This window comes from Metabacillus sp. KUDC1714, assembly GCF_014217835.1.
Lineage (GTDB): Bacteria > Bacillota > Bacilli > Bacillales > Bacillaceae > Metabacillus > Metabacillus rhizosphaerae.
Genome location: NZ_CP055263.1, coordinates 376,565 through 390,267, shown reverse-complemented (window position 1 = coordinate 390,267; position 13,703 = coordinate 376,565). Strand labels below are relative to the sequence as shown.

At 36.0% G+C, this 13,703-nt stretch carries 14 protein-coding genes and 1 riboswitch; of the genes, 13 read left to right on the top strand and 1 reads right to left on the bottom strand.

Features of this window, described 5'->3' with window-relative positions:
- The first annotated feature begins 128 nt into the window (after positions 1 to 128).
- Both uvrC and HUW50_RS01950 read left to right on the top strand, forming a co-directional pair.
- A complete protein-coding gene (gene uvrC, locus HUW50_RS01955; protein WP_066334163.1) occupies positions 129 to 1,901 on the top strand; it encodes an excinuclease ABC subunit UvrC in 1,773 nt (590 codons plus the stop codon).
- A 174-nt stretch (positions 1,902 to 2,075) separates the two neighbouring features.
- Positions 2,076 to 2,255: riboswitch (Lysine riboswitch) on the top strand.
- A 194-nt stretch (positions 2,256 to 2,449) separates the two neighbouring features.
- Complete coding sequence (locus tag HUW50_RS01950; protein WP_066334166.1) at positions 2,450 to 3,679, top strand: aspartate kinase; 1,230 nt, start codon at positions 2,450 to 2,452, stop codon at positions 3,677 to 3,679.
- A gap of 61 nt (positions 3,680 to 3,740) precedes the next feature.
- Here HUW50_RS01950 and HUW50_RS01945 read toward each other — a convergent pair whose 3' ends face one another.
- Entirely contained in the window at positions 3,741 to 4,232 is a 492-nt protein-coding gene (locus HUW50_RS01945) for a YslB family protein (protein ID WP_066334169.1), read from the bottom strand.
- 471 nt (positions 4,233 to 4,703) lie between these two features.
- On the opposite strand from HUW50_RS01945, the gene HUW50_RS01940 reads away from it, so the two are divergent.
- The 11 genes from HUW50_RS01940 to HUW50_RS01890 all read left to right on the top strand — a co-directional run bounded on the left by HUW50_RS01940 (position 4,704) and on the right by HUW50_RS01890 (position 13,571).
- The gene (locus HUW50_RS01940) at positions 4,704 to 5,312 is read left to right on the top strand and encodes a succinate dehydrogenase cytochrome b558 subunit (RefSeq protein WP_066334172.1); all 609 of its coding nucleotides are present in this window, start codon (positions 4,704 to 4,706) and stop codon (positions 5,310 to 5,312) included.
- 32 nt (positions 5,313 to 5,344) lie between these two features.
- Positions 5,345 to 7,111 carry a succinate dehydrogenase flavoprotein subunit gene (gene sdhA / locus HUW50_RS01935; protein WP_066334174.1) on the top strand — a complete coding sequence of 589 codons (1,767 nt, stop codon included), beginning with the start codon at positions 5,345 to 5,347 and terminating at the stop codon, positions 7,109 to 7,111.
- The gene (sdhB, locus tag HUW50_RS01930; protein WP_066334177.1) at positions 7,108 to 7,869 is read left to right on the top strand and encodes a succinate dehydrogenase iron-sulfur subunit; all 762 of its coding nucleotides are present in this window, start codon (positions 7,108 to 7,110) and stop codon (positions 7,867 to 7,869) included. Before sdhA ends, sdhB begins: the two co-directional genes overlap by 4 nt.
- Before the next feature lie 416 nt (positions 7,870 to 8,285).
- Complete coding sequence (locus tag HUW50_RS27380) at positions 8,286 to 8,474, top strand: acyl-CoA thioesterase family protein (protein WP_311774033.1); 189 nt, start codon at positions 8,286 to 8,288, stop codon at positions 8,472 to 8,474.
- A 134-nt stretch (positions 8,475 to 8,608) separates the two neighbouring features.
- On the top strand, positions 8,609 to 8,833 hold the full coding sequence (gene gerE / locus HUW50_RS01920; protein ID WP_003184172.1) for a spore germination transcription factor GerE: 225 nt from the start codon (positions 8,609 to 8,611) through the stop codon (positions 8,831 to 8,833).
- A gap of 199 nt (positions 8,834 to 9,032) precedes the next feature.
- Positions 9,033 to 9,482: a MarR family winged helix-turn-helix transcriptional regulator gene (locus tag HUW50_RS01915; RefSeq protein ID WP_066334180.1), complete on the top strand. Its 450-nt coding sequence runs from the start codon at positions 9,033 to 9,035 to the stop codon at positions 9,480 to 9,482.
- Positions 9,483 to 9,492: 10 nt separating this feature from the next.
- On the top strand, positions 9,493 to 10,314 hold the full coding sequence (racE, locus tag HUW50_RS01910; RefSeq protein ID WP_066334182.1) for a glutamate racemase: 822 nt from the start codon (positions 9,493 to 9,495) through the stop codon (positions 10,312 to 10,314).
- A 183-nt stretch (positions 10,315 to 10,497) separates the two neighbouring features.
- Positions 10,498 to 11,568, top strand: a complete 1,071-nt coding sequence (locus tag HUW50_RS01905; protein ID WP_066334184.1) for a GerMN domain-containing protein — start codon at positions 10,498 to 10,500, stop codon at positions 11,566 to 11,568.
- 114 nt (positions 11,569 to 11,682) lie between these two features.
- Positions 11,683 to 12,450 (top strand): ribonuclease PH, encoded by a 768-nt coding sequence (gene rph / locus HUW50_RS01900; protein WP_066334191.1) that lies wholly within the window; start codon positions 11,683 to 11,685, stop codon positions 12,448 to 12,450.
- Positions 12,447 to 13,040 (top strand): XTP/dITP diphosphatase, encoded by a 594-nt coding sequence (locus tag HUW50_RS01895; protein WP_066334194.1) that lies wholly within the window; start codon positions 12,447 to 12,449, stop codon positions 13,038 to 13,040. Before rph ends, HUW50_RS01895 begins: the two co-directional genes overlap by 4 nt.
- 18 nt (positions 13,041 to 13,058) lie before the next feature.
- Positions 13,059 to 13,571, top strand: coding sequence for a metallophosphoesterase family protein (locus tag HUW50_RS01890; RefSeq protein WP_066334196.1), 513 nt, complete (start codon positions 13,059 to 13,061; stop codon positions 13,569 to 13,571).
- Positions 13,572 to 13,703: the final 132 nt, after the last annotated feature.

Below are 13,703 nucleotides of genomic sequence, written 5' to 3'. Positions count from 1 at the left end.
GAGACATGGTAAAATTAGTTTAGTTAATAATGGACAATAATCCGCTATTTTAATGCTACTCATTAATGTAGGGGATTACTGCCTATTTAAGAGGGTTAACTTTTAACATTTAGTAAGGAGTGTTTGCTATGAAGGATCAAATAAAGGAAAAGCTTGCACTTCTTCCTGATCAGCCTGGTTGCTATATTATGAAGGATCGCCAGGGGATAGTCATTTATGTAGGTAAAGCGAAAGTATTAAAAACAAGAGTTCGATCCTATTTTACAGGATCACATGACGGGAAAACATTACGATTGGTAAATGAAATTGTTAATTTTGAATATATCGTGACATCGTCCAACTTAGAAGCATTAATACTAGAATTAAATCTTATTAAAAAGTATGATCCGAAATATAATGTGATGTTAAAGGATGATAAAACTTATCCATTTATTAAAATTACGAGCGAGCGTCATCCACGATTACTCGTTACAAGACAGGTTAAAAAGGACAAAGGTAAATACTTTGGACCATACCCTAACGTTCTATCTGCTCGTGAAACAATTAAGCTTTTAGATCGATTATATCCGCTTAGAAAATGCTCCACATTACCTGATCGGGTATGTCTTTATTATCACATGGGACAATGCTTAGCTCCATGTGTAAATGATGTATCAGTCGAAACGAATCGTCATATAGTAGAGGAGATTTCAAAGTTTTTAAATGGTGGATATAAAAAGATAAAAGAAGAACTATCTGATAGAATGATGAAAGCCTCAGAGGAATTAGAATTTGAGCGTGCAAAAGAATTTCGAGATCAGATTCTCCATATTGAAGCTACGATGGAAAAGCAAAAAATGACATTAAATGATCATGTAGATCGTGACGTATTTGGCTATGCATATGATAAAGGGTGGATGTGTGTACAAGTCTTTTTTATTCGCCAAGGAAAGCTTATCGAAAGAGATGTATCAATGTTCCCAATATACGATAGCCCTGAACAGGAATTCTTAACGTTTTTAGGGCAATTTTATTCAAAAGCAAATCATTTTGTACCAAAGGAAATTTTATTACCTGATAGCATTGAATTTGATTTAGTTGAAAAGCTATTAGACGTGACTACTCTTCAACCTAAACGCGGCAAAAAGAAGGATTTAATTTTATTAGCTCATAAAAACGCAAAAATCGCTTTAAATGAAAAATTTTCTTTAATCGAAAGGGATGAAGAAAGAACAATTAAAGCTGTTGAAAATCTTGGAGATAAGCTTGGGATTCAAACTCCACTTCGTATAGAAGCCTTTGATAACTCAAATATCCAGGGGACAGACCCTGTATCTGCAATGGTTGTGTTCGAAGATGGAAAACCTGCAAAAAAACATTATCGTAAATATAAAATTAAAAGTGTTCAAGGTCCCGATGACTATGAATCGATGAGAGAAGTTGTGAGAAGACGTTATAGTCGTGTTCTGAAGGATGATCTTCCTTTACCGGATTTAGTAATCATTGATGGAGGGAAAGGACATTTAGCTGCTGCACAAGATGTATTGGAAAATGAATTAGCATTAGATATTCCTGTTGCAGGTCTTGTAAAGGATGATAAACATCGGACCTCTGAACTAATAATCGGTTCCCCTCCTGCATTTATCCAACTTGAGAGAAATAGTCAGGAATTTTATCTTTTACAAAGAATTCAGGATGAGGTCCATCGTTTTGCAATTACCTTCCATCGTCAATTGAGAGGTAAAAATGCACTCCAATCGATCTTAGATGATATTCCTGGTGTTGGTGCTCAAAGAAAGAAATCACTTCTTAAGCACTTCGGATCGTTAAAGAAGATGAAGGAAGCTAGTGTAGAACAATTTAAAGAAGCTGGTATGCCTGAAAATATTGCCAAGCTAATCTTTGATCATTTAAAAGATTAGACACTGTTAATTTTAAAGCGCATATTCTCATTTTGGTGTTTACTGATCGAGTAACCGTGAGGCAATAAATCACCCTATATGTAGCTTATTGATAGTATTAAATAAGCCGCTTGCGCTTTTCTTAAAAGTTTGGTAAACTTTTAAATAATTTCATATTTGATCGTTAGTTTGTTAAATGATGGTAGAGGTGCGAATTTTAAGAGTAGCCTGTTTGAGGAGTATGGTCTCCAATGATAACTGGTGAAAGGAATGTTCGCCGAAGTGAGTAAAGCACCATTTGCTTTAGTTGCTGGTTTTACATTTAAGAGATGTAAAATTGTCAAGAAATCTATTTCTTGGAGAGCTATCTCATTGTAAGAAACGAAGTTTTTTTTCGTTTAGTAAGCAATGGGATGTTTTTCGTCTCATTGCTTTTTTATTTGCAGTCGAAGCTATCCAATCAGTACTAAACATTCTTGCATAGCACAAATGTTACTAATTGAATAGTTGCTCTAACCTTCTAGCAAACAGGGTTCGATCATGAAAATTAACAGAAGGGTGAGATTAATTTGGGTATTATCGTTCAAAAATTTGGTGGTACATCAGTTGGTACTGTTGAAAGAATCTTAAATGTAGCAAACCGTGTCATTCAAGAAAAAGAAAACGGGAATCAATTAGTTGTCGTTGTGTCAGCAATGGGGAAGTCAACCGATCAGCTTGTTGGTCTTGCAGGGCAAATTACTGAGAGACCTAGTAAGCGGGAAATGGATATGCTTCTTACAACCGGTGAACAAGTGACAATATCATTGTTAGCAATGGCATTACAGGAAAAGGGACACGATGCTATTTCATTTACTGGTTGGCAAGCAGGAATTCAAACAGAAGCAAGACATGGCAATGCCAGAATTACAAATATAAACCCTGACGCGATAAAGAAAGAATTATGTGCTGGGAAAATTGTCATTGTTGCAGGCTTTCAGGGCTTTTCAGACGTCCAACAAATAACAACTCTTGGCAGAGGTGGTTCAGATACGACAGCAGTTGCTCTTGCAGCCGCCTTAAATGCTGATAAATGTGATATTTATACAGATGTAACAGGTGTATATACAACAGATCCAAGATATGTAAAAGGTGCTCGTAAGCTAGAAGCAATTTCATATGATGAAATGTTAGAGCTAGCTAATTTAGGAGCGGGTGTTCTACATCCAAGAGCAGTCGAATTTGCGAAGAATTACAGCATTCCATTAGAAGTTCGTTCGAGCATGGAAAATGAACGTGGTACGATCATTGAGGAGGAAACAAACATGGAGCAAAACTTAGTTGTGAGAGGGATTGCATTTGAAGATCAGGTAACAAGAGTCTCAGTTTTAGGGCTAAGAAATGAATTGACGACACTTTCTACTATTTTCTCAACTTTAGCTAAGCAGGGCTTAAATGTCGATATTATCATTCAAAGTACAACAAGTGACAATAAAACGTCGATCTCATTTTCTGTTAAAACAGGTGATCTTGAGGATACAATTTCAATCCTTGAGCAACATAAGTCTGTATTGAATTATGAAAAAATTGAATTTGAATCTGGTCTAGCAAAAGTATCAATTGTTGGTTCTGGTATGGTGTCAAACCCAGGTGTTGCTGCAGAAATGTTCGAAGTATTAGCTAACGAAGGAATCGAAATTAAAATGGTTAGCACATCTGAAATAAAAGTTTCAACAGTATTGTCAGCCGAGGATATGGTGACAGCGGTTGATATTCTTCACAGTGCATTTGAACTTTCTAAAGAAGTTGCTAAGGTATAAAAATAAAAAAGAAAGAGGGTGACTAAATGTTTTTTGAGACATTGAGTCACCCTCTGTAGTTTTAACCTTTACGAGCGCTGCGTTTCCCTATAGAAGGTTCTTCTAATATTTGGTCTTTTTGGTCCCATTGTGCTGTAAAAACCACTTTATTAGAACGTTTTTTTACTTGTTCGTATGTTTCGGTAATGTACTTGTTCATCGATTGTAGCTGTTCTGCAATAAAACCAGCTTCTAACTGAAATGTACATTCATTTGTCTTTTTTAATCTGATAGCAATGAGCTCTCCACCTAGCTCGAATTCCATCTCATTCTTTTTGTTCTGTAGTAAAGTGAGATTTCCCCATCCAGCAGCTTCAAAAAATGCGGATATTTCTTCGATTGATTGAACAGGATATCTACGAGCTAATCCTTTTCCAGCCCAATACAGCATTTGAGGATGATCAGACCCGAGTATATCTGGGAGCAAGACCTCTCTAAGTATTTCTAGTCCGAATGCTGGTGCTTGGATATCCTTTAATTCTTCGATATTAACGAGTACTAATTGTTTGTTCACGGAATTCCCCTCTTTCTATGGTTTATTATATAACAAGTAGTGTAGTGAAAAACATGTAATATTAAGTAAAAGAAGGTTGAAATTTTATTAATAGTAGGGGAACTTATGTTTTTAAATTTAATATTTATTAATAATGATAGTTAAATAAAAAAGGTAACGTTGTTGAATTTACACTATATTGATAAAATAAAATTAAAGGAAAGTAGGATTTGTCGAAAAATTAAAATTTATGAACACGTTTTCTTGACGCTCATACGTTATGGGAGTAAAATGTATTTGTTACATTTTATCTTTTGTAAGGTGGCAGAATTTGATTTTTGTCTACCTTTTAATGCCCATTATGTTTTACATACAATCAATGGTGACCACTATTGATTAAAGTTTAACTTTATCAGGAAAAGATAATTAGGTGAAAAATGAAAAAGTTGAGTTAAAAACTGGGCGCAATATTGAAACTAGGGGGTAAGTTTAATGGCTGGAAACAGAGAGTTTGTGAATCGTAGACTGCACTCATTATTAGGGGTAATTCCTGTAGGCCTCTTTTTAATTCAGCATCTTGTTGTCAATCACTTTGCAACAAGAGGTGCAGAGGCATTTAACAAAGCAGCTCATTTTATGGAGATGCTTCCTTTTCGCTATGTATTAGAAGTGGTAATTATCTTTCTACCAATTTTATACCATGCAATTTACGGAGTTTACATTGCTTTTACAGCTAAAAACAATGTAAGTAATTATGGGTTTCTTCGCAACTGGCTATTTATGCTACAGCGTGTATCAGGTATAATTACATTCATTTTTATCGCTTGGCACGTTTGGGAAACTAGAATAGCAGCTGCACTTGGGGCACAGGTAAACTATGACATGATGGCTTCAATTTTAAGCAGTCCTTTTATGCTAGCATTCTATTTAATTGGAGTTATTTCAACCGTATTCCATTTTGCTAACGGATTATGGTCATTTGCTGTTAGTTGGGGAATTACCGTTACTCCACGCTCTCAATTGATATCTACCTATGTAACGCTTGCAATCTTTATAGCGTTATCAATTGTGGGAGTTCGAGCAATATTTGCATTCGTCTAATCCAGTAATAGCTATTAAAAGGAGTGGGCTTAATGAGTAAAAGTAAAATTATCGTTGTCGGAGGCGGATTAGCCGGTTTGATGGCTACTATGAAAGCCGCTGAAGCTGGCGTTCAAGTAGATTTATTTTCATTAGTACCTGTAAAACGTTCACATTCTGTATGTGCACAGGGTGGAATAAACGGTGCTGTAAATACGAAAGGTGAAGGAGATTCACCTTGGGAGCATTTTGATGACACAGTATACGGTGGAGACTTTTTAGCTAATCAACCGCCAGTTAAAGCATTGGCAGATGCAGCTCCATCAATCATTCACCTATTTGACCGATTGGGTGTTATGTTTAATCGTACTCCAGAAGGATTACTAGATTTCAGACGTTTTGGTGGCACTCAGTATCATCGTACAGCATTTGCTGGTGCAACAACAGGGCAGCAATTACTTTATGCACTAGACGAACAAGTTAGACGCTATGAAGTTGCTGGTCTTGTTACAAAATATGAAGGCTGGGAGTTTTTGGGTGCAGTAATTGATGATGACGGTGTTTGCCGTGGAATCACAGGTCAAAACCTTACTTCTATGCAAATTGAATCATTCCGTGCTGATGCTGTTATTATGGCAACAGGTGGACCTGGTATTATTTTTGGTAAATCAACAAATTCAATCATTAACACTGGTTCTGCTGCTTCCATTGTCTATCAACAAGGAGTTACCTATGCAAATGGTGAATTTATTCAAATTCATCCAACAGCAATCCCCGGTGATGATAAGCTCCGTCTTATGAGTGAATCAGCGCGTGGAGAAGGTGGACGAGTTTGGACGTATAAAGATGGAAAACCATGGTATTTCCTTGAAGAAAAATATCCTGCATATGGTAATCTAGTTCCACGTGATATTGCAACACGTGAAATCTTCGATGTTTGTGTGGAACAGAAGCTAGGTATTAACGGCGAAAACATGGTGTATCTAGATTTATCTCATAAAGATCCAAAAGAGCTTGATATTAAATTAGGTGGTATTATTGAAATCTATGAAAAATTCATGGGTGAAGATCCACGTAAAGTTCCAATGAAAATTTTCCCTGCTGTGCACTATTCTATGGGTGGACTATGGGTTGATTATGACCAAATGACAAATATTCCTGGATTATTTGCAGCTGGTGAGTGTGATTACTCTATGCACGGAGCAAATCGTTTAGGTGCAAACTCATTACTATCAGCAGTTTATGGTGGTATGGTTGCAGGTCCGAATGCAGTGAAGTATATCAAAGGTCTTGAAAAGAGTGCAGAGGATCTTTCATCATCTGTATTTGACGGACACGTGAAGCGAGAAGAAGAAAAGTGGAATAATATCATGAACTTAGATGGTAATGAAAATGCTTACGTTCTTCATAAGGAATTAGGAGAATGGATGACAGATAATGTTACTGTTGTTAGACACAATGATAAGCTGCTTAAAACTGATGAGAAATTACAAGAGCTTATCGAACGCTTCGATAAAATTAATATTAACGACACAGCTAAATGGAGCAATCAGGGTGCAGCATTCACTCGTCAATTGAAAAACATGCTTCAATTATCACGTGTTATAACACTTGGTGCCTACAATCGTAACGAAAGTCGTGGCGCACATTATAAACCAGAATTCCCTGAGAGAAATGATGAGGACTTCTTAAAAACAACTATGGCTACACATACGGGAGATCGTACAGCACCTGAATTTAACTATGATGATGTTGACGTATCATTAATTAAACCACGTAAACGTGATTATTCAAAAAGCAAAGAGGGGGATAAAAAATGAGCGAGAATAAAGTAGTTCAATTTATTATAACCCGTCAAGAATCACCAGAAGCAGCGCCTTATCAGGAAAAATTTGAAATTCCATATCGCCCGAATATGAACGTTATCTCAGCACTTATGGAAATTCGTAGAAATCCTGTAAATGCGGAAGGGAAAGAAACAACTCCTATTAACTGGGATATGAACTGCTTGGAGGAAGTATGTGGAGCTTGTTCGATGGTAATAAATGGAAAGCCTCGTCAATCTTGTTCAGCGCTAGTTGACCAACTTGAACAGCCAATCCGCCTTGAACCAATGCGTACATTCCCTGTAGTACGTGACTTGCAAGTTGATCGGAAGCGCATGTTTGATTCACTTAAGAAGGTTAAAGCTTGGATTCCAGTTGATGGTACGTATGATTTAGGTCCTGGACCACGTATGCCTGAGAAAAAACGTCAATGGGCATATGAATTATCAAAATGTATGACATGTGGTGTGTGCTTAGAGGCTTGCCCAAATGTAAATAGTAAATCTAATTTCATTGGTCCTGCTCCTTTATCACAAGTCCGTTTGTTTAATGCTCATCCAACTGGTGAGATGAATAAATCAGAGCGTCTTGAAGCAATTATGGGTGATGGTGGTTTAGCGAACTGTGGAAATTCACAAAACTGCGTGCAGTCGTGTCCTAAGGGGATTCCTTTGACAACATCAATCGCAGCATTAAATCGTGATACAACGATACAATCATTCCGTAATTTCTTTGGTAGTGACCAAGGTTAATTGTTTTATATGAAGAAGGGCTGACTTTTTAAGTCAGTCCTTTTTCTGCAAGATAAGGCATTACATTATTGGCTAGCTAAAACGTTAAACGATATTTATTGGCATTAGAAATATGTGTTGTGAAAGAAAGGAACATTTTGAAAAGTATTTCATATATTGACTGTTTTGACGAATCGTACAGAAATAGTTTTTCTTTTTCCTATCTAATAAAAATTAGATTTTCTAAAACAGATATGTTTGGACATATGAACAACACGGCTCCTTTTACATACTTTGAAGAAAGGAGGATCTAATTTTTTAAGAAAATTGGCATATGCAAGCCTGGATGAGTTCAAATGGATAAAAATTCCAGTTGTTGCCAACTTACAATGTGATTTTTACAACAAGGATTTTTTGATGACGAAATCACCTTATGTGTGAAAATAAATCGAATTGGAACATCATCTGTTGATTTGAATTACTTAGGAATAAATCAAAACAGGGAGAGTCTTTTTGTAGGGCGAGGAACTGTCGTACAGATTGCAAAGCATACGGGCAAAAGTGTTCCGTGGTCTCAAGAAGATAAAAAGAGAATGCACGAATTAGAAGAACTAGCAAAATTGTAAAAAATAGACGTTGTTTAGGATATTTTCCTTCATCTTTCTGTCACAGTGGCCCTTGGAAACACATAGTATATGTTGACTAAATATATACCCATACGTTTGATCAGCTCTCACCTTAGCAAGGAGGGTTACAATACTTGAAAGAGAAAGAGTTTCAATCAAAGCCATTACTCACGAAAAGAGAGAGAGAAGTATTCGAATTGTTAGTTCAAGATAAGACAACAAAGGAGATTGCTAGCGAGCTCTTCATAAGCGAAAAAACGGTTCGGAACCATATCTCGAATGCGATGCAAAAGCTTGGTGTTAAGGGACGTTCTCAAGCGGTTGTTGAGCTCCTTAGAATGGGTGAACTAGAGCTCTAACCAATACCGGCTACCCTTTTCAGTAAGGAAGCCGGTTATTATTATATTTAGAAAAAATAGTAATGTATTACATAAAAACTAGCTGAATGAGAAAATATGTAACTTGCATTTTTAAAAGAAAACATGGAAAATATGTATTGATAAGCTCGTTTGTCTTAATAAGAAGCATATCATAACTAATTAGTGAGGATTTTAAGTGATGACAAATTATGCAAGTGTTAACGAACAAACCGTAGCTGATCTAGAAAAGGCGCTACGTCACATATCTGCTATTATAAAGCAAAAGGGCCGGGAAATATTAAACGATTATACCATCACTCCCCCTCAATTCGTTGCCTTACAATGGCTTTGGGAAAATGGGGACTTAACAATTGGTGAGCTTTCTAATAAAATGTACTTAGCGTGTAGTACAACGACAGATTTAGTAGATCGTATGGAAAAAAACCAATTAGTCTTAAGAGTGAAAGACCCAAAAGATCGAAGAGTTGTACGAATACATTTATTACAAGAGGGCGAACGTATTATTGAAGAAGTAATTGCTAAACGTCAACATTACTTAAAAGATATGCTCGTTACATTTGAAGAAAAAGAATTATCCATTTTGGAAAAATCGTTAATCAAGTTACAACATGAAATGAGAGAAGAATGAGGCGAATTATTTGAAAAGTCCAATCGGTGTCATTGATTCTGGAGTCGGCGGTTTAACAGTTGCAAAAGAAATAATGAGACAATTACCAAAAGAAGAAATTATCTATTTAGGGGATACAGCTCGGTGTCCTTATGGTCCTAGGCCTGCTGAAGAGGTACGTCGTTTCACGTGGGAATTAACAAATTACTTATTAGAAAATCATCATATAAAAATGCTAGTCATTGCTTGCAATACAGCCACAGCTATCGCTCTACATGAAATTCAAGAAAAAGTAAACATTCCTGTTATTGGAGTTATTTTCCCAGGAGCTAGAACGGCTGTAAAAGTAACGAAAAATGAACAAATCGGTGTTATTGGAACATTGAATACAATTAAAAGTGCTGCTTATGAAACAGCCCTTAAAACGCTAAATAATAATTTAACTATAGAGAGCTTAGCATGCCCTAAATTTGTGCCACTAGTTGAAAGTGGTGAATATGAAGGGAAAGAAGCAGAGTTAATTGTTGAAGAATCATTAGCTTCTTTTAAAGATCTTAAAATAGACACGCTAATTCTCGGGTGCACACATTATCCAATTCTTCAGCATCATATCGAGGAATTTATGGGACAAGCGGTAAGAATTATTTGTTCTGGTGATGAAACTGCTAGAGAGGTTAGTACGATTTTATCGTTTAAAAAGGCTCTAAATCAATCTTCTGGTAAACGTGAGCATTTGTTCTTAACAACAGGACCTCAAAAATTATTTGAGAAAATTGCTACTAAATGGTTTGAACATCCTATTGAAAATATCCGCACAATTTCATTGGATAATGTAGAGAATTTAAAAGCTTAAAAATCTTTAGAAACACGGTGTTAATGGACATCGTGTTTTATTTTGTATCAATTTATATATACGCCTTTTATTGTGAACTAAATTAAGCTCTTCCCACTTTTAGAAAGTTTGTACAAATAATCGGTCTAAAACAAATAATAGCTCGTATACATAGTAGTACAAACTGCCTTTGGAGGGATTTTAATGTCTAAATTCAACAAACAGATTGCAATCACTGTCATTGCGTCATCCATGCTACTCTCTGGTTGTGGTTTATTCAATGCAGAACAAGCTACAAAAGAAATTGATCCACCTCAAGATGTGACGTTTAAAGAAGAGGGGGAACAGTTAGATTCGGAAGGTAAAGTAGAAGATGTAAAAGGTGAAGAAGCAGCTGAAAAGGTGACGAGTCAATTATACTTAATTGATAAAAATGGATTTGTTGTCCCTTATTCGATGAATCTCCCTGAAACGAAGAGTGTTGCAAAACAAGCTTTAGAATATTTAGTAGAAGGTGGACCAGTTTCTAATATTCTTCCTAATGGATTCAAAGCAGTTCTTCCTCAGGACACACAGGTTTTAGGAGTGGATATTAAAGATGGAGTAGCAGTAGCTGACTTCTCTAAGGAATTTAATGCTTATAAAAAAGAGGATGAAGCAAAGATTTTACAAGCAATTACATGGACCTTAACTCAGTTTGACTCTGTAGAAAAAGTGAAAATATGGGTGAACGGTCATGAACAGAAAGAAATGCCTGTAAATGGTACACCAATTCAAGATGGTGTTACCCGTGATAGTGGGATCAACCTTGATTCAAGTGATGTAGTTGATATTACAAATACTCATCCGTTAACAGTTTATTACACTGCTGAATCAGATGGTCAACAGTACTTTGTACCAGTAACAAAGCGTGTTAGCAATACTGAAACAGATTCAATTGTTTCTGCTGTAGAAGAACTTGTTGAGGGTCCGACTGCTTCAACAAGTCTAATAAGTGACTTCCAAAATGGTGTTGAATTATTAAGTGCACCAAAATATGAAGATGGAAAAGTAACATTAGATTTTAACGAATCAATTTATGGAAGCTCTGATGAAGAACAAAAAATAATATCTTCTAATGTACTTCAATCTCTTGTATTGACATTAACTGAACAACAAGGAATTGAAAGTGTGGCTGTAACTGTCAATGGAAAAGCAGAATTAATAAATGAAAATGGAGAAAAGCTAACAGAACCTGTTACAAGACCTGCTAAAGTGAACACAGGTAGTTTTTAATAATAAGTTTTTGATATACTATAAAAAGGGTAAAAAGAGGTATGCTTCTAAAAGCTGCCTCTTCTTTCTTGTTTATACATAAAAAAAGTGGACTTTCATTGGAGGGAATTTGGAATGAGACATGATGGTCGAAGAGTAAATCAATTAAGAAAAATTGACATAGTAAAGGATTTTGTCATTCACCCAGAGGGTTCAGTATTAATTACCTTCGGAGAAACGAAGGTAATATGTAACGCAAGTATCGAAGACAGAGTACCTCATTTTATGCGTGGTGAAGGCAAAGGTTGGATTACTGCTGAGTATTCTATGCTCCCGAGAGCGACTAACCAACGCACGGTAAGAGAGTCCTCAAAAGGGAAGATCAGTGGTCGGACAATGGAAATACAACGGTTAATAGGTAGGGCATTACGTGCTGTTGTAGACCTAAAAGAATTAGGTGAAAGAACGATTTGGATCGACTGTGATGTCATACAAGCTGATGGCGGAACACGAACGGCATCGATTACAGGTGCATTTATTGCAATGACATTAGCTCTTGGAAAATTAGTAAATGGCGGTAAACTTAAGGTGTTACCTATTACAGATTATCTTGCTGCCGTTTCAGTTGGGGTTGACAAAGAGCATGGAGAGATCTTAGATTTAAATTATATTGAGGATTCAAGTGCCCAAGTAGACATGAATGTCATTATGACTTCACAAGGTAATCTTGTTGAGTTGCAGGGCACAGGGGAAGAATCAACATTCACAAGGCAACAATTGAACAGTATGCTTGATCTCGCTGAACAGGGAATTCAATCACTTGTTGAGCATCAGAAAGAGGCACTAGGGGATCTATCACTTATTGTGTCGGAAAACATGAAAAAGCAGGTTGGTACAAAGTGAAAGAGATAATTATTGCCACAAAAAATCAAGGGAAAGTAAAAGAATTTGAAGCATTGTTAGCTCCAATTGGTTTCCGTGTTCAATCACTTCTAGATTATCCTGATTCAATAGATGTAGAAGAGACAGGAAAGTCATTTGAAGAAAATGCAATATTAAAAGCAGAGGCAATTGCAATGCATTATCAGAGAATGACAATTGCAGATGATTCTGGATTAGCGATCGATTATCTAGGTGGTAAGCCGGGGATATTTTCTGCACGCTACGCAGGACCAGATAAAAATGATCAATCCAATATAAATAAAGTACTTGAAGACTTATCAGATGTACATGCTCTAGAGGACCGTTCTGCGAGGTTTATTTGTGCGTTAGCTATATCAATACCAGGTGAAAAAACAAAAACAGTTGTAGGTACATGTGAAGGGTATATCGCAACAGAGCCACAAGGGGAGAATGGGTTTGGTTATGACCCGATCTTCATATTAAAGAATAGAAATCAAACAATGGCAAACTTGACGAAAGAGGAAAAAAATCAGATTAGTCATCGTGCAGTGGCATTAAAAAAAGTAATAGAAGTCATCAAACACTCTTAAAATGGGGCGGCGTGTATAATGAAAGTTTTAATAATGAGTGATAGCCATGGCTTAACAACTGAAATAGATGACATTAAAAACCGTCATATCGATGAGGTTGATTATATGCTTCATTGTGGGGACTCTGAATTATCAGCTGAGAGTTCGGAGTTAATGGCATTTAAAGTTGTTAAAGGTAATTGTGATTTTGGTTCAAATTTGCCTGATGAGATAATTGAAGATCTTGGTGAAAATATTCTGTATATGACACATGGGCATTTATATAACGTTAAAGCAACATTAATGAATTTAAAATACCGAGCATTAGAGGTAAATGCGAAAGTTGCTTGTTATGGACACTCACATATTGCAGGTGCTGAGATCATTGATGGTGTTCTTTTTATTAATCCTGGTAGTATCAGGCTTCCAGTACTGCGAAGACAGAAAACGTATGCTATACTTGATATGGAAAATACATTAGCAAAGGTTACATTTTTTGAAGTTAATGGACAGAAACTTGAAGAAATTTCTCGGCAGTTTACGCTTGAATAGTAAATATGAGGGGGATCATTTCCCTCTTTAAGATAATTTCAAAAAAGTTAAGATAAGTTGTTGACTTTTACATCATTTGAAAATATAATAATAAATGTCGCTGATGATTATTGTGAAAATAACAAATTAAAC

Excerpts from the sequence above, each read along its gene's own strand:
- HUW50_RS01905 (WP_066334184.1), top strand. The coding sequence starts at position 10,498 with ATGTCTAAATTCAACAAACAGATTGCAATCACTGTCATTGCGTCATCC.
- rph (WP_066334191.1), top strand. The coding sequence starts at position 11,683 with ATGAGACATGATGGTCGAAGAGTAAATCAATTAAGAAAAATTGACATA.
- sdhA (WP_066334174.1), top strand. The coding sequence starts at position 5,345 with ATGAGTAAAAGTAAAATTATCGTTGTCGGAGGCGGATTAGCCGGTTTG.
- uvrC (WP_066334163.1), top strand. The coding sequence starts at position 129 with ATGAAGGATCAAATAAAGGAAAAGCTTGCACTTCTTCCTGATCAGCCT.
- HUW50_RS01915 (WP_066334180.1), top strand. The coding sequence starts at position 9,033 with ATGACAAATTATGCAAGTGTTAACGAACAAACCGTAGCTGATCTAGAA.
- HUW50_RS01890 (WP_066334196.1), top strand. The coding sequence starts at position 13,059 with ATGAAAGTTTTAATAATGAGTGATAGCCATGGCTTAACAACTGAAATA.
- HUW50_RS01940 (WP_066334172.1), top strand. The coding sequence starts at position 4,704 with ATGGCTGGAAACAGAGAGTTTGTGAATCGTAGACTGCACTCATTATTA.
- sdhB (WP_066334177.1), top strand. The coding sequence starts at position 7,108 with ATGAGCGAGAATAAAGTAGTTCAATTTATTATAACCCGTCAAGAATCA.